The 17,416-nt window shown below is 51.2% G+C and carries 10 protein-coding genes; 4 read left to right on the forward strand and 6 right to left on the reverse strand.

Annotated elements, in window-relative coordinates:
- Positions 1-30: 30 nt before the first annotated feature.
- Positions 31-1,248: an NAD(P)-dependent oxidoreductase gene (locus D6024_RS13755; RefSeq protein ID WP_121355196.1), complete on the reverse strand. Its 1,218-nt coding sequence runs from the start codon at positions 1,246-1,248 to the stop codon at positions 31-33.
- Positions 1,249-1,466: 218 nt separating this feature from the next.
- On the opposite strand from D6024_RS13755, the gene D6024_RS13760 reads away from it, so the two are divergent.
- Positions 1,467-2,291, forward strand: coding sequence for a hypothetical protein (locus D6024_RS13760; protein ID WP_121355197.1), 825 nt, complete (start codon positions 1,467-1,469; stop codon positions 2,289-2,291).
- Positions 2,292-2,305: 14 nt separating this feature from the next.
- Positions 2,306-5,074 (forward strand): CHAT domain-containing protein, encoded by a 2,769-nt coding sequence (locus D6024_RS13765; protein WP_162944758.1) that lies wholly within the window; start codon positions 2,306-2,308, stop codon positions 5,072-5,074.
- 14 nt (positions 5,075-5,088) lie between these two features.
- Here the strand turns inward: D6024_RS13765 and D6024_RS13770 are convergent, their stop codons facing one another.
- The 3 genes from D6024_RS13770 to D6024_RS13785 form a co-directional block, all read right to left on the reverse strand.
- Positions 5,089-5,841, reverse strand: coding sequence for an anti-sigma factor (locus tag D6024_RS13770; RefSeq protein ID WP_121355199.1), 753 nt, complete (start codon positions 5,839-5,841; stop codon positions 5,089-5,091).
- On the reverse strand, positions 5,834-6,436 hold the full coding sequence (locus D6024_RS13775; protein ID WP_162944759.1) for an RNA polymerase sigma factor: 603 nt from the start codon (positions 6,434-6,436) through the stop codon (positions 5,834-5,836). Before D6024_RS13775 ends, D6024_RS13770 begins: the two co-directional genes overlap by 8 nt.
- A gap of 941 nt (positions 6,437-7,377) precedes the next feature.
- Positions 7,378-7,968 (reverse strand): ferric reductase-like transmembrane domain-containing protein, encoded by a 591-nt coding sequence (locus D6024_RS13785; protein ID WP_121355202.1) that lies wholly within the window; start codon positions 7,966-7,968, stop codon positions 7,378-7,380.
- Between the two features lie 263 nt (positions 7,969-8,231).
- Here D6024_RS13785 and D6024_RS13790 point away from each other — a divergent pair, with 263 nt between their 5' ends.
- A complete protein-coding gene (locus D6024_RS13790) occupies positions 8,232-9,920 on the forward strand; it encodes a CHRD domain-containing protein (protein ID WP_162944760.1) in 1,689 nt (562 codons plus the stop codon).
- Positions 9,921-10,023: 103 nt separating this feature from the next.
- Here the strand turns inward: D6024_RS13790 and D6024_RS13795 are convergent, their stop codons facing one another.
- A complete protein-coding gene (locus D6024_RS13795; RefSeq protein WP_121355204.1) occupies positions 10,024-13,821 on the reverse strand; it encodes an ATP-binding protein in 3,798 nt (1,265 codons plus the stop codon).
- 152 nt (positions 13,822-13,973) lie between these two features.
- The gene (locus D6024_RS13800) at positions 13,974-15,485 is read right to left on the reverse strand and encodes an alpha-amylase (RefSeq protein ID WP_121355205.1); all 1,512 of its coding nucleotides are present in this window, start codon (positions 15,483-15,485) and stop codon (positions 13,974-13,976) included.
- Between the two features lie 397 nt (positions 15,486-15,882).
- On the opposite strand from D6024_RS13800, the gene D6024_RS13805 reads away from it, so the two are divergent.
- Positions 15,883-17,379: a PAS domain-containing sensor histidine kinase gene (locus D6024_RS13805; protein WP_162944761.1), complete on the forward strand. Its 1,497-nt coding sequence runs from the start codon at positions 15,883-15,885 to the stop codon at positions 17,377-17,379.
- Positions 17,380-17,416: the final 37 nt, after the last annotated feature.

Consider the following 17,416-nt stretch of genomic DNA (forward strand, 5'->3'; position numbering starts at 1 on the left):
CACACGGTCATCAGCCGTGTGCTTTTCTTTTTAGATGGCGGTGCCGATTTTACCGGACGCATATTCACAGAGGTAGTCGTAGGGCGCCGTCAGTTTGCCCGCGTTTACAATCGTTGCCCTTTCGATGACTGGTGAAGAACCCTGCAGCAAATCCGGCAGGATGTATTTGATCAGCTGTTCGCCAAAGTATTTGGATGCATCGCGGGGCAATTCATTGGGAAGGTTGCCAACGGCCATTACGTCGATGCTGTTGGGCATGTAAGGCGCTGTTTTTTGGAAGCTCATTCTGTCGATGCCATACACCGGGTCTTCAATAGTTTGGTCGCCGGCGTTGATGGGAACAGAACCGTTGCAGTCGTCGGTAATGTCGGCAATGGTAGCGATGCGGAACGAGGGATCAGAAATGGCTTCTCTTTCAAAAAGACGCGGTACGCCTTTGTCCCAGTATACCCCGTTCATCAGCACATCGGTGTGTGCGGTATAGCGGGAAAAAAGACATTCGTATTCCTGTGGTTTGTGGTGAAACGCATCCCGGTTATATGTCCCAGTCTCTTTGTGCCGGTAAAGGTCTGCGCCTTTGAGGTGCAGGTAAACGGGGTAGTCGAATTCTCTTGCCACATAGTCTTCTTTTTCCACTTCTGTCACGCCCAACAGATTCATGATTTCGAGCACGCCGTGGGCCACCCGGCCCGAACCCGTGACGGCGATCTTGCAATTAGGCAGCTTCAGTCCGAAATATGTATGGATGAGCGATTGAAAATCTTTTTGTTTGTAAACCCGCTCGAGGTGATAGGCCCCGGTTCTTGTGCCATAGGCCATCATCCCGTTGTGCGCCCCTACGACGCCGGCAAAAAAACCAAAACCAATGATGCGCTGGCCGTCATCGTGGCGCAGGCATTCGTAGTCGATGAGCGTACATCCTTTTTCGATCAGCGTTTGCAGGAGCTTTTGGTTGTGTGGCTGCTTTTTACAGGTATGGGAAAAGAAAAGGTATTTTTTGCCCGGCACGACGTCGTGCGGCGGAACTTCTTTTATTCCCAGTAAAATATCGCAGTCGGCCACGCTGTCGGCCACGGCTATTTTTTGCATCCTGTACTCGCGGTCGCTGAAACAGCGGCCGGACGACCGCTCCACAATTACCTGGCAACCCGGATAGGTGGTTTGCAGCCATTTGCATTGTGCCGGCGTCAGTGCCACCCGGTTGTCGGCGGGTATTTTTCCTTCCCTGATGATTCCAATTTTCAACATGCCGGTTACAATTTAGGAAGACGCGGTGACATATCGGGTATCAAAAGCACAATCCGCAAAACCGGTGTATGGAAAATTGCAGCAGTCGCCGCTTAGGTTCCTTTGTTGGCGTCTTCGCCAACCGCAGCGAAATGCAATTTGTCATACATCCTGCCATTCCACTGCTTTTGACCCGGATTCTATTTTGTATATTTGAATTACCGTAAACGAAAGCTTTCATGAAACGCCTGCTCGTTTTGTTTTTTGTGGCTTGCTACCTGCTACTGTTCTCGCACTGCAGTAAAAAAGACACCGCTATTGTACATCCCATTGCCGGCAATACAAGACTCAGCTACGGCGATTCGATTTTCTACCTGAGAAATTCGGCGTACAGCATTTCTCCCACCCAAACCAAAGCCGGCACCTATTCTGCCTATCCCGACAACCTGAAGATCGACCCAGCCACGGGTGCCATCACCGTCGATGTTCCGGGCAACGACGGCAACAGTCAAACAGGGCTTTGGTATAAGATCAAATTCCGGTCGGCGGCGTCGGGCGAAACCGATTCCACGATGATCCTGCTTTCCGGGCTTACGTATATCGACAAGTTTTACCAGCTGGCGCAAAACGACTCGATCATTTCACCGATTTACAATGCCGACCCGGCAAAGGCCATTCCGTCGGGCAATTACGACCTGCAGCATAGCAACGATTTTGCTATCAACCCGGCCAATGGACAAATCAACATCCGCGAGTGCATGCGCCGGGGATATTTCACCAAACAGGCCGGCAGCACCGGGTGGAAAAAGGCCACGATCAAATATGCGATCAATGATAAAAGCGTCGGTGCCCTCAACAGCATTGATATCCTTCTTTATTACTATCACACGATCAGCGAAGTGCCGAGCAATGTCAGTCAATTGATGCAGGCACACCAAACCATGACCCTCGGCCTTCGCACGGGTTACATACCATCGACCGATGGAACCTTTGACAGCAGCCTTCCCAGCGATCTTTCGTTATCCAAGCCGCGTCCACCCTGTGTGGTGATTGTTGGCAATTGAGTTATTTTTAGCGTGTGAGAAGCACTGCATTGCGAGGCCCATTTTTCCTGGCCCTGCTCCTGGCCGGCCTTTTTCTTTCCCGTTCACAGCAAGTTGCACCAACGGTTGCGGCAATGGCGCAGCAATACAGCGAAGCGCAGGCAGATTATGACAGTGCTACATTGGCTGGCCGACGCCAAAATGCGGGTGCACAGGACGAAGACCGGTTCAATGCCTCCGCCCTCCGGAAATTCCAGCGACTGTATCCCCTGCTGCCCAACGATTCACGCTTCGACTCGCTCCGTTTTTACACAGCGTTTAAGGTGGGGGAACTGCAGCACTATTTTGAGAATTTTTCCGAGGCCGTGCATTTTTACAATGCAGCGCTGGCCGTTAAAAAGCAGCGGCAATTGCCCGACTCGGTTTTCTTCAAGCCTTATCTCTACGCCGGCATTATCTATTACACGCAAAACAAATTTGATTCGGCACTGCAGTATTTCACGGTCGCCGAGTCGATCCAGAAAAAATACAACAACGCCCTGCCGGAAGGCGAACGGCTGTACAACATCGTGGGTGTGCTTTATTACGAAAGAGGCAACTACCGGCAGGCCCGCAATTATTTTCAAAAAGCCATTGAAGTGCTGCGTCCCGACAATGAAGCGTACGACAATCTTTATGTCAACTACCACATCAACCTGGCGCAGATCCTGCTGAAGCTGGAAGAATACGACGAGGCGAACACCATCTACCAAAAGCTGCTCCCGCTAAACATCATGACCCGTGAAATTTACCATAACCTCGGGTCGCTGAACCTGTCGCTGGGTGCGGCGGAAAAAGCCCTGTTTTTCTTCCGGAAGATCGGGCCGGGTTATAACAAAGCCATCCGCCTATATAACAGCATGGGCGATGCGTTTTTCAGCGAGCAGCGCTACGACTCGGCCACTGCGTATTATAACAAAGCACTTCAAACCTACCAATCGCTGGGCAAGAACAGCGATCCGATCGGCCACGGCCTGACACTGAAAAGCCTGGGGCTTTCTGCCGTGCATTTTGGCCGGTACAGGGAAGCGTTAGCGTTTTACCAGGAATCCATCCGGCAGTTTTATCCTTCCTTTACCTCGCCGGATATACACCGCAACCCCATCCGGTTTTCCGGTGTATTTTCCTATATCAATTTGTTCCAGGCACTGGTGGCCAAGGCCGATGCCTGGCATTTTGTTTACCGGCAAACCGATAGCCTTGCCGCGGCAAGGGAAGAACTGGCCACTTATCAATCGGCGTTTCGCCTGATTGCCTATGTGGAAGGAACCTATGAAAGTGATGAAGCCCGGCTGTTTCTTTCGAAGATCCGCTCGACGCTGCACGTGAAGCCCATAGCCATTGCATATGAACTGTACCGCCGCACGAAGAACAGCAGTTTTCTTGAAGACCTGTACCTGTTTGACCAGCAAAATAAGGCGACGGCGCTCGTTTTAAGCCGGCAGCTCAGCGACGAGTTGGGACGAAGCCATTCACCCCTGCTGCAAAAAGAACAGGAACTGAAATCAGCGATCACGCTTTCGTCTATCCGTGCGGCGCAGGTCACCGACAGTGCGCAACTGGCGGCACTCAACCAGGGTATTCGCGATAAAGAGATCCAGTTGAGCAAGGTGCAGGACGAGGTGAACCGGCAAACAGCGGGAAAGGAAACCAGCATACCGTCCATTTCCACCCTGCAAAAAGAAGTGCTTGATAAAAACACCGCGATGGTTTCTTACCATTTATCGGACAGCCTGCTCACCATCCTGACCATCCGGAAAGATAGCCTTCGCTGCCTGCAGCGAAGCCTGCCCGACCATTTTGCCGAAACCTTTGCCAATTATCTCCATTACCTGAAAGATCCGGACAACACGACAGCGCAGTCATCTTCACCGGGTCTTTTTTCGCTATTGTTTGATGGTGTTCCGTTACAGGGTGTCAAAGTACTGATCATCATCCCGGATGATGTGCTGAATTACCTGCCATTTGAAGCCCTGCGAAACAAGGGTGGCCGCTACCTCGTAGAAGACATGGCCGTGCAATACCAGTACTCATCTGCCCTGTTGAAAAAAGAAAAAAACAACCTGGAAGATGCGGCGGTGCTTTCGTTTGCCCCGTTCAGCCGGCAGGCGGCAAAGGGATTTTCGCAATTGCCGCATTCGCGGGAAGAAATTGAAGGCCTCCAAGGGCAATCCTTTTTCGATACAGCTGCCACAAAGGCCCGCTTTCTCCAGCAATGCGGCTCCTACAAACTGGTGCACCTGGCCACCCATGCCGTTGTCAACAGCGAAAAAGACAACCTTTCCTATATCGCGTTTTCTCCGCAAACCAGCGATCACCTGTTGTATGCCCAGGAAATCTATAACCTGCCGCTGCAGCATACCCAACTGGTAATGCTGAGTGCCTGCGAAACGGGTTCGGGACAACTGGTAAAGGGCGAAGGTGTGATGAGTTTAAGCCGGGCTTTTCGCTACGCCGGTTGTGCCAACGTGGTCACCACTTTGTGGAAGGCCCACGACTTTTCCACGGCCTATCTCACGGCCCGCATTCACCGGCACCTGGACGAAGGGTTATCCATTGCGCAAGCCGTACAGCGGGCCAAGAAGGATTATCTTTCCGACCGCAGCATTCACCCGCGGTTAAAACACCCGTTTTACTGGTCGCACCTGGTGTTCATCGGCAATGTACAGGAAGACACGCGGCCGTTCTGGCCATGGCTGGCCGGCGCAGGGCTGTTGCTGTTTTTCGGTGCTTTGTTTTATTCCCGGTTTCGAAAAACAAGGTGAGACTGCTCAAGTTATCAGTGACTCTCCAGCTTTTTTACGTCGGCAAGAAGATCAGCCGAAACCTGTTCGTGGTAAATATGCGCCGGGTTATTGTAAATGCGCTGAAACAATGTTTGCGCTTTTGCAAATTCTTTTGTCTTGAGATAGGCCAGGGCCAGGTAAAACTCGGCATCCTGCCGGTATTCATTTTCCGTTACGGAAACGGTATGAAACCACCGGGCAGCAGCCTGCCAGTCTTCCGTATGAAGGTAAGACAGGCCAATCAGCAGGCTGTCTTTAGCCGACAGGGAGACGGCACGGGTCGTAGCCGCAACACCACGGAAATCTTTGTTCTGGTAAAGTGTTTCGATCTGTGAAAGCTGGTTTGCCGAACTGCGTGCATTGGCCACGTTGAAATCCACAAAAGTTTCGTTGTAGATCCTGTCGGGTGATTGCTGTGTGGCCAGGTAAAGCCGCACACCAACGAACAGAACCAGGATAGAGGCAGCAACGGCCATCGTATAGCGAACAGCCCGGGAAAGGCGCACGACCTTTGCAGGTGCCTTTTTTCCCTTCAGCTCCTGCATCATTTCGTGGTGAATGGTTTCTACCTGTTGCCGGGTACCCAGTTGGCGGATTGCCTGGAGGGCTACCTGCAGGTTTTGGTATTGTTCACGAAAAACCGCATCGTTTTTCAGCCGGACTTCGACCGCTGCCTTCTCTGTGGCAGAGAGTTCGCCGTCAATATAGCGTACCAGCAGATCCTCGTTGTGTACAGAATTACTCATGGACGAAGTTTTTCAGTTGATCGTAAAGAAGCGGATTCCCTTTCACCAGTTCTGCCAGCTTTTTCAGGCATTTGCTTTTTTTGTTGCGGACCACCTGCTCGTTTTCGTACGGCAGCTCTCCCACCATTTCCTTCATGCTTTTATTTTCGTAGTAAAAAAGCAGGAGGATTTTTTTACAATTTTCGCCCAGTGCCTCCAGTGTATTCAGCAGTTCACTGCGGGTTTGCTGAAGTTCCATGGCAATGTCGGCGGTTTGGACTTCCCTGTTCATGTTTTTTTCGTATTTCTCTTCGCGTTTGCTGGCCCGTCCCCGTCGCTTCAGTTCGTTGAGCCAAATGTTTTTGTTGAGCGAAAAAAGAAATGTGCGGATGCTGGATTCGCCCCTAAACCGCCCCGCTTTGAGCAATTGAATAAAAGCTACCATCACTTCCTGGAAGATATCTTCGGCATCCTGTTCGCTGCCGCTGTTGTTCTGAACGTAGCGGCTCAGCAAGTCAAAGTTCTCACGATACAGTTGGCGGATCGTTGCAGAGCTCTCCTGGTCATTGGCCAGGTTGCGAATGATCTCTGCATCGGTGAACATTTCTTTTCTCAATACCATCATTTGTACGCTGAAAAATGAAAATTGTAACCGGAAGCTAATTTTTTTTCAGAAATGAGCGCCATCCTTTTTGGAACGGCTTCGGCCGGCGGAGGTTTGGATCGGCAGAAGCACCGGCATTTTCCACGCCTGTGACGTAGAGGGGCAACCGGATTTCACATTTTGTGGAAGGAAAGGTGCGGAACAAAAATTGCTGTTATGTGTCACCGGCTGTTTTTGTTCTAACAGGATCCTGAGCCAGGTGGCAATCGTAGATTTCCACATGACCAACAACGAAGGGCTATGTTTTAGCCTGTCGTTGTTGAACAGGATACGAAAAAGATGAAAACAACCGCGGAGAAGTTGATCGTGATAGAAAGAATATTTCAGTTGGGCAGAAATCGTTATTGGATGCTTCCTGAAATTTTTTATCTTTATTTCCCGACCATTCGAAAACCAATATATCCGTTGAAAGGTCTTTTTGCTGCTGATATCCCCTGTGAGGCCTTATGAAAAAAAAGCAAAAGACGTGAAAACAACTACACTTAAATTTCCAAGTTTCGTTTACCTGACGGCTTTCCGGAAATATTCCAAAGCCAAGCATTGGGAAATCAACATTTCCGACCTGACTGTGCATTGTGATTGCTCGGAAAAAGAAACAGGTTTTGCCTGCAATGATTTCCGTGCGGTAGTCGTAAACCCCGCAGAGGCCAGTCGTGAGAATCCTGCTCCTTTCAGCTGGGAGATCGGGACAACTCAGCTCGCCTTTAGCCGTCCTTCGCAGTAATTGCACGTAATTTCTGAATAATGGCGCTAACACCTGATTGGGTGTTGTTGAATTCTTCCACTGATCCTGTTCAGGGCCGTGCTCTGTTTTTGAACTAAAGATTGGGCGGAAAGAAGCGCAACCTGCTTTCGCAAGAACGTTGGGTCTTCCCGGCGCCGTCCGGATGGAATCACTTGTGGTGGCCGGCCTTTGCCGTTCGGCGATAATAACGGAACCGCAGCAAGGTTGCAGCCAGCAAGACCAGTGCACAGAGTTCAGATACGGCTTTTTCCGCATCCAGAAAATCAACCGGCCGGTCTTTCAGCAAGGGGTCCAGTGCGATCCCGTGAACAAAAAACAAAATGGCCGCGGCATATGAAAGCAGGTGAAGATTTTTCCAGCCCCGGTAGCCCAGTTTTACCCGCAGGGCTTTTTGGGAAGAGAGTACAATCCCTACTACTATAAAAAGCGAAACCGTGCCTACCGCTACCGCCCAGCGCTGCGTGGGGGCATGAAGGGGAAAGACAAGGTCGATAGCTTTGAATTTTGTGGATGCGTCAAACAGGAGTAAAACAGGGTGCAACAAAACCAGGGTTAGTGAAAGGTAGGCGGTCCAGTTGTGCAAGGTGAAAAGGCGGATCCGGCGGAGGCCCGGCGGTAGTTTTTTCCACAGCCGGCTTTTTCTGTATGCCGTTCCGAGCAGCATGCCCAGGAGCATGTTCAGTGTCAGTGAAATGGTTGCCATCAACCCAAGGGTGGCGGACAGGTCGAGAACATTCATGGCCTTTGATTAAAACTTTCTTTCTTTTTTGAACAAACGTAAATATAGCCTGTTTCCCATCCCTTGCAGGCTGGTTTGTGAGAATAAAGCACCGTCATTAAAATAATCCAGCGGTTACGATCCCGCACTGCGCGTTGACTCAGGAAAGGTCACCTTTCAACAGGTTAAGAAAATAATTAATTTTAAAGACCCGGCACCCCGTTGAGAACGGCAAACTTCAGGTCCTTGGGAAACCGTCATTTTTTACCTTAACAATGATGGTTATGAAAAAAAGTTACCTACCAAACGTTCTTTTACACAAAACAGTTCTTAGTTTTTTTACCGGCTTATTCCTGCTTAGCTTCAGCGCCAGAGCCAACAATTATTGGTTTAGCAGCACCTACAGCGGTGCCAATGAAGTGCCGCCAAACGCTTCCATAGCGTCGGGAATCATTGCCGGCACCTACAATGATGTCACCAACACGTTGACCTACACCATTTTTTTTAACGGGCTTAGTGCTCCTTCCATTGCCGCCCATTTCCATGCGCCGGCCCTTCCCGGTTTTTCCGCACCGGTTATCATTCCGCATGCCGGATTCCCGACCGGTGTAACGTCCGGTGTTTATTCGCACACCGATATCCTCTCAGACGCCCAGGAGGCCTGGTTGCTCAACGGGCAGGTGTATTCGAATATTCACACCACGGCGTTGCCGGGCGGCGAAATAAAGGCCCAGCTCAACCCAACTGTCCTGGATGCCACCACCTATCCTTTTGTCAGTGTGTACAGGGGCTCCAATGAAGTGCCGCCCAATGCTTCACCTGCCATTGGCGTGATCTATGGCTCGTACAATAAAGTCACGAACATGATCTCGTACACCATTCATTTCCGTGGCCTGACTGCCAACAGCACGGCAGCGCATTTCCATGCTCCTGCGCCTCCAACACAATCTGCACCCGTCATCATTCCGCATGCCGGCTTCCCGACAGGTGTGACAGCGGGAACGTATACACACACCGATATGTTGAGCGAAACACAGGAAGGATACCTGATGCAGGGATTGATGTATTCGAATATTCATACCTCGACGTTGCCCGGCGGCGAGATCCGGGCACAAATCCTTCTTGGTGCAGCGGGTGATTGCGTTGCACCCACTTTCAAAAATGACCTGACCATTGTGCTGGATGCCTCCTGCACCGGCAATGACGGGCTGATCTCCCTTATTCCCACCTCGGGCTCTGCACCGTTTATGTATTCTATCAACGGCGGCGCCACGTATGTGGACGGCCCTGCTGCCGGTTATTCCTTTATGAACCTGGCACCGGGCACGTACCAGTTGCGGCTGAAAGATGCAGGCGGTTGCGAGAGTGCCGTCATAACCCGTGAGGTGCGCAAATTCTACGGCGGTCCGCTGTTCCGTAACGACGGCACCATTGTGCTCGATGCCAGCTGTGGCGCTAATGACGGCAACATCTCCATCATCCCCACCTGCGGGGCAGCACCCTTCCAGTACTCCCTAGACGGTGGAGTGACGTATGTAGAAGGTCCCGCAACCGGCTACACCTTCCAGAACCTGGCTGCCGGAACTTACCAGCTGCGGCTGAAGGATGCTTACGGAACCGAAAGTGCCATTGTCACAAGAGAAGTACGGAAGGATTACTATGGCCCTTGTGCCACAGTTGCCACTGCTCGTCCAGCTGCCAGAGGTGCACAAGCCAAAGAAGGAGTAGCTACCCTGCAAGCTTATCCCAATCCTTCGCAAGGACGCTTCCAGGTGCAGCTGGGCCGAATCAAGGCTCCACGTATACAACTACAGGTGGTAGATGCAAGAGGCACCGTACTGCAACAAAGAACCCTTAATGGTGAACAAACCAGTGTAGTGGAGGTGGACCTCGCAGGCAAAGCCAAAGGCCTTTACCTGATCAGAGTGGTCAGCGACAAGGGCACCCAGCAAACCAAAGTGCTCCTCCAGTAAGCTTACCTTTCTTTTTAAACTGCAACTCCCAACCGCCTGTTGGGAGTTTTTTTATTCACATCGAAATCCAGTAAGCGCAGCCTGTTTCGGCCGACCTTTTCTGTCAGATTGCTTTTTTCGTTTGCCTGGCAGGAAGGCGGATCAGGAAGGAAGCGCCCTGCCCCGGCCTTCCCGTTGCCTCGATCGATCCACCGTGGCGTTCGACGATCCGCTTGCAAAGCGAGAGACCCAGCCCCGTTCCTTCAAAATGATCTTTGGAATTCAGGCGGGTAAAGCTTTCAAAAATCTTTTCCGCGTAGGCCTGGTCAAAGCCAATCCCGTTGTCGTCCACGCGGATGCTGATCCATTCTTCACCGGCAGCCTGGAAGCTTTCCGCACCAATGCGCATGTCCGGCGGCACGTCGGGTTTGGAAAATTTAAGAGAGTTGTTCACGAGGTTGTAAAACAACTGGTAAAGTAAGACAAACGACCCATCCACCACCGGCAGGTTTTCGTACCGGATCACTGCTTTTTTCTGTGAGACCAGGATCTCCAAATCGGTTTCGATGCTTTGCAAAACCGTTTCCAGCGAAACCGGCTCGATGACCTGCTCACTGGTATTGATCACAGAATAATTGAGCACGCCTTCCACCATGGCAACCATGCGATCCGAGGCTGAGTTGATCTTTTGCAAAAAGGTGCGGGATTTTTCCGAGAGTGAATTTTCCGGGTCATCGGCCAGGCGCCCCGTAAAGGTTTTGATCTTGCGCAGGGGTTCTTTCAGGTCATGACTGGCGACGTGGGCAAACTGCTGCAACTCGTTGTTGGATCGTTGCAGGGAAAGGTTCAACTCCGACAGTTCCGCGGTTCTTTTTCTCACCTCTTCTTCCAGTATGGTTGCCTGCTCTTTTGCTGCATGAATATCGGTTGCGCTCCCAAACCATTTCACGATCGTCCCGTTTTCGTTCCTGAAAGGCAGGCCGCGGCTCAAATACCAGCGATAAGTACCATCGTTCATCTGGATCCGGTGCTCCACCTGGTAAACGGTCCCGTTTTTCACCGCTTTTCTCCAGGCCTGTTCTGTGGCCGCTGTGTCGTCGGGATGCGTAAGCCCCTGCCAGAACCAACTACCGTCTTCTTTTTTATGAGCGCCTGCCACTTCGGTGATGCGGTCGTTGTAATAAATCACCCGGCCATCGGCTTCCGCTACCCAAACCAGTTGCGGCACCGCATTGGCCAGTTCAGCCAGTTCTTTTTCACTTTGCTCGATCTTTCTCCGGGCTATCACCTGATCGGTTACATCGATTCCCACGGCAATGATTCCTTCTACCTCGCCGGTGGTGTTGCGCAACGGCTCATAAATAAAATTGATGAACCGGTTTTCGGGCTTTCCGTGGCGGATCAGTGTCAACGGCATTTCATTTGCCTTAAACCCGGTGCCGCTGAAAACGCCATTAAATATTTCTTCGAAGCCCTGTCCCTGTAATTCGGCAAAGGCTTCCAGGGCAGGTTTGTTCATCACTTCTTCATACGATTTGCCCCACAATTCGAGCGCCTTTGTATTGGCCAATTCAATCACAAAATCGTTGCCCCGCAAAATTGCCATGGCAACGGGTGATTGTAGGAGACTATTCCGCAAATTGTTCTCCGCAGCCTTCCGGCTTTCAGCGATCTTGATATTGGTATCCACTCTTGCCAGCAGCTCCTTTGCAGAAAACGGTTTTACCAGATAGTCATCGGCGCCGGCTTCCAGTCCCTCCACCTTTGCTTCTTCGCCGGCCCGTGCCGACAAAAAGACAACCGGTAGCGTTTTCACATCCGGATGCCTGCGTATTTTTTGAAGCAGGCCGATTCCATCCAGTCGCGGCATCATGATATCGGAAAGTAAGAGATCAGGTTTGTCCTGCATTAATTTGCGGAAAGCATCTTCACCATCCACAGCGGTCGTTATATCAAACTGCGGTGTAAGCAGCCTTCGCACATAATCCCGCATATCCGCATTGTCATCGGCTAGCAGCACTTTGTATTTCTTTCCGGATTTGTTCTGCTGATAAGAAAAACTGTCTTCGTTCACCTCTGCTTCAACTGCTGCCTCTTCGGCCGGAAGCCATTTCTTCGCCTCTTCCACAAAGGAAACGGCTGTCTGCGAAAGCGAGACATTGCCTTCCTGCCCTACAATCTTATCCGCCGGCAGGTGCGCCTTGCCGGTTGGAATGGAAACCGTGAATATGGAGCCCTTCCCCGGCTGGCTGTCGACGCTGATGGTGCCGCCATGCAATTTCACCAGTTCTTTCACCAGGGCAAGGCCAATACCGGTTCCTTCCTGGCTTCTTCCCTGGATGTTTTCGATGCGGTGAAATCGGTCGAAAATTTTGCTTTTTTGGTCTTCCGGAATGCCCACTCCCGTATCGGAAACTGACAGCTCCAGCCTGGCATTCACTTCGGCCACCCGTATGGCGATCTGCCCTTCCCTGGTGTATTTAAAAGCATTGGAAAGAAGGTTCAAGACAATCTTTTCCCACATATCCGGGTCGACATATACATTGGCTTTCACGTTCGTGCAGCTGAAGTGCAACTGCAGGCCGGCTTTTTCGATCGCCGATCGAAAGGTGCTTGCCAGTTCCTTCGTAAACAGACAAATATCTACAAGGCTGTATCGACCTTCCACCCTGCCGGCCTCGATGCGGGAAAATTCCAGCAGCGTGTTCACCAGTCGTTGCATGCGAAGTGCATTGCGAAAAGCGACATCCGCACGGACCTTGTTATCCGAAATCGTTGCGGGATCGTGTAAGATTTCTTCAATGGGACCCAGCAGCAGGGTGAGTGGCGTTCTGAACTCGTGACTGATATTGGAAAAAAAGGTTGTTTTGGCCCGGTCGATTTCGGCCAGCGCTTCGGCGCGTTTTCTTTCTTCTTCCAACACGTGAACTTCGGAAAAGGAGGTTGCAATCTGGTCGGCGATGAGCGAGAAGAAACTGCTGTACTTTTCGTCGAGCAGGCGGTAGGGATTTATACCCACTATCAACATGCCGTGAATGTCTTTCATCCCCGCCTGTAAAATCGGTATTACGATGCACTTGTTGGGCGGAACTTCCCAGGTTCCTTTAGGCAACTCTCCAAAATCTTTTTTCAAGCCCTCATAGACCTGTGGCTGCCGTAGCGACAGGGTCTTGTTAATAGCCAAGGTGATCGGACTGCCACCGGACAGGTCCACCTCCTTTTGGATAATCTTTTCGGCTGCACCCAACGGCGTCGAATGCTCGAGGACGGCCTTTCCATCCCGAACCAGCCGGAAGAGCGCAAAGGGGAAATCATGCGGATTCTCCGTCAGGGTAGCGATGGTTTTTTCGATGACCTCGCGGCTGCTTTTGCAATCGGCCAGCCGTTTGCCCAGGTGTGTTAATGTGCGGAGCTGCCGTTCGCTGATGATCTTGTCCGTGTCGTCGGTATTGGCACAAAACATCCCGGCCGTACGGCCGTCGTCGCCGGGGATGGGCGTGTAGGAAAACGTATAGTAGGTTTCTTCTGCATAGCCGTTGCGCTCCATGATCAGTAACTGCGACTCTACATAAGTGCCCTCGTCTTTTTCCATGACCTGCCGGAGCATGGGCTCAATGTCTTTCCAGATATCTTTCCACACCACGGATGCGGGTTGTCCCAGTGCCCAGGGATGTTTGCCACCGACAATGGCTTTATAGGGATCGTTGTAAAACTTGATCAGGTCTTTGCCCCAGCCAATCCAAATGGGCTGGCGGGACGTGAGCATGATGCGAAGACAGGTGCGAAGACTTTGCGGCCATGTTTCGACAGGACCCAGCGGCGTTTTCGACCAGTCGTGGTTTCTAATTCGTTCTCCCATTTCACCGCCACCGGCCAAAAATTCGGGTACAGATGGCTGCCTGCCAAAAGAAGTTGCTTGCATGGTTAAGGTAATCGTGCCGAAAAGTACGAATTACCAAACGATTTAATTGGATGTTTCTAGTCTCATTTTCTGCCGCTTTGCTGCCACCAGGCTTCAGTTGCAACCTGCTTCTTGCGAACGACAGAGATCCTGATACCTGTGTCCGGCGAGGGCTAACCGATGGCCAGCCGCGGAAGCAGGTCCTTGCTGACCCAGACGGATAACGATCCGCCCGGGCAATAAAATTCCGCTTCACCATTTTCCCCGATCAGGATCTCCTGGGTTTCGTGCTGCAGGGCATCGACGAATGTTTTGCCGGCCTGGTGCAAGCCAACGAACATCTGCTTGCTGCCCGGATCTCCATTCGATACAACCACGGCGCAGCCGCTGTCCGGCACTGCCTCGTCGCCTTCCCTTGTCCAGCCCACGCAATTCGGGTGATCAAAATAGTCGTGCTGCGCTCCATAGGATGCTTCTTTGCGCAACTTGCATAACAGCGGCAGGCTTGCCAGGGAAGGCATCACGATGTGGTAATCGTTTCCATCCTGGCCTTTGTCGGTGTACTCGGCACTGTACAGGTCGGGATAAAAAATACAGGGATAGCCTTTTTCCCGCAGCAGGATCAGTGCGTAGGCAATCGGTTTGAACCAGGGCTCAACGGGAGCTTCCAGGGCTTGTAAGGGTTGCGTGTCGTGGTTGGCCACCAATGTCACGGCCAGGTGCGGCATCGTTGCCACCAGCGTATCATCGAAAATGGTGCGGAGATCGTAGTCACGTCCCTGTTTGGAGGCTGTATGGAGGCGATGATGCAGGGCGGCATCAAAAAGGGAAAGTTTTCCATCTGTCGCTTCAATGTATCGCAGCAAGAGTGGCAGGTCGCCCGGCGCCCAGTATTCGCCAACCGCAAAGAGTTCGCGGCCGGACATATCCCGCATGTAGGCCAGCCACTCGTTGTAAAACTGCGGGGCGATGTGTTTGACAGCATCGAGTCGCATGCCGTCAAAATGCGTTGTTTCATAATACCATTTGCCCCAGGTTTTCAATTCTTCCCGTACGGCCGGATTGCGAAATTCAATGTCGCAAAACATCAGGTAATCGTAGTTGCCTTTTTCATCGGTCAGCATTTCTTCCCATTCCAGGCCATATTCATTGATGATGTTGAAGATGCCGTTCTCTCCCCGCAGGTGATCGTAGTCCACGCCGGAAAAGCACGTATGGTTCCATTCGAAATTCGAATACTTTCCCTTGCGTGCCGGATAGGTAAATTTCGTATAGGCTTCAATGTCGTAGGGCTCACCAATGGCTTCGTTGCGGTTGTCGGGATTCATGCGCAGCACCTGGATCAATTCCGTTTCGTCGCCGCCGCCCAAATGATTGACAACGATGTCCACGTAAACCTGGATCTTTTCGTTGTGCAAGGCTTGTATCGCTGCCAGGTATTCGTCCCGCGTGCCGTATTTGGTACGCACCGACTCCTTACTGTTGAATTCTCCCAGGTCGTAGAGATCGTAAACATCGTAGCCGATGGAATGTGCGCCCTGGGTTCCCTTGTAGGCTGGCGGCAGCCACAGTGCGTTGATTCCAATGGCAGCAAGCCTGGGTGCTTCTTCTCTGACTTTTTTCCATAAACTTCCATCGTTGGGATAGTACCAATGGAAGTATTGCATCATTGTTCCGTTTTGCATGGCTCTGTTCTCTAAAAAATTGTGCTAAGAAAGGTACACATCATTTGTGCAAACCGGCCAGGCTGGAAACATGAAATTCATCATATCCTCCCGCTTTATGCAATGAAAGCCGGATTCGTTTTTCGCAGCGAAACACAAACCAGCCTCCGTACCTTTGCCATACGAATGCAAGGCTTGTACTGCAAGCCAATGTTGGTCAATCATGATTCACGTCCCTATCGATACCTACACAAAACGCTGCACAACGACGAAAGTTCAATGGATAAGCCACCTCCAGGCCAGTGATTCCGTCGGAAAAGAAAAATGTTCAGTACATTTTAAAATGCGGTAAGCCTCTTTCGGAAGACAATCAACAGAAATGATCGTCTGCACTGTTTCCAAACACAAAAATGGTAAAATGAGAACTCCCGGCTTTTTCGATGAATTGAATTTTTATCAGCATTTGCAGAACACCCCGTTGGGCATTGTTGGCCTGACACCCAGCCTGGAAATCAGTTACTGGTCGGACGGGGCAGCGGGAATTTTCGAATGGGAAGAAACAGACGTCTTGCACCAGCCAATTTCCCAGCTGCATTTTGTTTTTGAAGAAGACCGGGAAAAGGTTCATCAAAAATTTGCGGAAATCCTCGACGGCACCATCAGCAGTAACCGTTGCACCAACCGAAATTATACGAAAAGTGGACGAGTCATTTATTGTGAATGGTATAACTCTGCCCTGAAAGATACCAGCGGCAAGGTTACAAGTCTTTTATGTTTTGTTTACGAAACAACCCACTTAAACAAAATTGTCCAAAAACTCGAACACAGCCAGGGCCAGCTTTCGCTGATCTACAACAGCGCCATCGATCCCATGTGGCTGATCAGTATCGAAGACGGTGAACGGTTCCGGTTCGAAAGCATCAACACCGCGTTTACCGATGTCACGGGTTTGAAAGCCGAACAGGTCGTGGGCAATGTCATTGAAGATGTGTTGCCGGTTACCTCGCACCAGTTGGTCAGGGAAAAATACACAGAAGCCATGCAGAGCGGGAAGATTGTCGACTACATCGAGATCGCCGTTCACCCGGCCGGCAAACGCGTTGGCGAAATCCGTGTGATTCCGGTAAAGGACAAGGCCGGACGCATCACAAAAATTGTGGGCATTGCCCATGATATCACGGAAAAAGTTGCGTTGCAAAAAAAGCTGGACGAGGAGCGTGACCTCTTGAACAAGCGGCTTACAGCGGCGGCCATCAAAAGCCAGGAACTCGAACGGAACACCCTTGGATGGGAACTGCACGACAATGTAAACCAGGTGCTGACCACCGCGAAACTCTACACGGAATTGTGTGCGGCAAGAGTGGTGGATCTCGACGTATATCTCCCGAAATGCACGGCTATTTTAAATGACACGATCAACGAAATCCGTCGCATCTCCAAACACTTGGCAGCGCCATCCTTCGGCACCGTCGAAATTGCAGAAGCGATGAAAGACCTGGCCGAGTCGGTACGCCTGACGCAGAAACTGGAATTGGAACTCGAGCTTCCGCCACACTGCAACGACGCGATAGATGAAGATTTGCAACTGGCAACTTATCGCATCGCCCAGGAGCAGCTGACCAATGTTTTGAAACATTCCCAAGCCAGCCACGTGCTGGTACGGCTGACCTGCACGGCCAATGCGCTTACCCTGGTCATCTCTGATAATGGGATCGGGTTCGATCCAAAGCAAAAAGCAAACGGCATTGGCATCACCAATATGATCAACCGAACCAACCTTTTTAACGGTGAATTTTTACTGGAGAGTGAACCTGGAAAAGGTTGCACAGTGACCGTTCGGTTCCCGGTGAACGAAAATCACGGCAGGTATACATCGATCATCAAAGAGACGGTGAACAGGCAGGAGAATGCCTGAGAACTTCTTCATACCCCGAAAGGGGTAGATATAAACA

It is taken from the genome of Flavisolibacter nicotianae, from assembly GCF_003628535.1.
Taxonomy (GTDB): Bacteria; Bacteroidota; Bacteroidia; order Chitinophagales; family Chitinophagaceae; genus Flavisolibacter; species Flavisolibacter nicotianae.

Bases quoted from the DNA above. Each gene is read 5' to 3' on its own strand.
- D6024_RS13755 (WP_121355196.1), bottom strand. From the start codon at position 1,248: ATGTTGAAAATTGGAATCATCAGGGAAGGAAAAATACCCGCCGACAAC.
- D6024_RS13760 (WP_121355197.1), top strand. From the start codon at position 1,467: ATGAAACGCCTGCTCGTTTTGTTTTTTGTGGCTTGCTACCTGCTACTG.
- D6024_RS13770 (WP_121355199.1), bottom strand. From the start codon at position 5,841: ATGAGTAATTCTGTACACAACGAGGATCTGCTGGTACGCTATATTGAC.
- D6024_RS13785 (WP_121355202.1), bottom strand. From the start codon at position 7,968: ATGAATGTTCTCGACCTGTCCGCCACCCTTGGGTTGATGGCAACCATT.
- D6024_RS13790 (WP_162944760.1), top strand. From the start codon at position 8,232: ATGAAAAAAAGTTACCTACCAAACGTTCTTTTACACAAAACAGTTCTT.
- D6024_RS13795 (WP_121355204.1), bottom strand. From the start codon at position 13,821: ATGCAAGCAACTTCTTTTGGCAGGCAGCCATCTGTACCCGAATTTTTG.
- D6024_RS13800 (WP_121355205.1), bottom strand. From the start codon at position 15,485: ATGCAAAACGGAACAATGATGCAATACTTCCATTGGTACTATCCCAAC.
- D6024_RS13805 (WP_162944761.1), top strand. From the start codon at position 15,883: ATGAGAACTCCCGGCTTTTTCGATGAATTGAATTTTTATCAGCATTTG.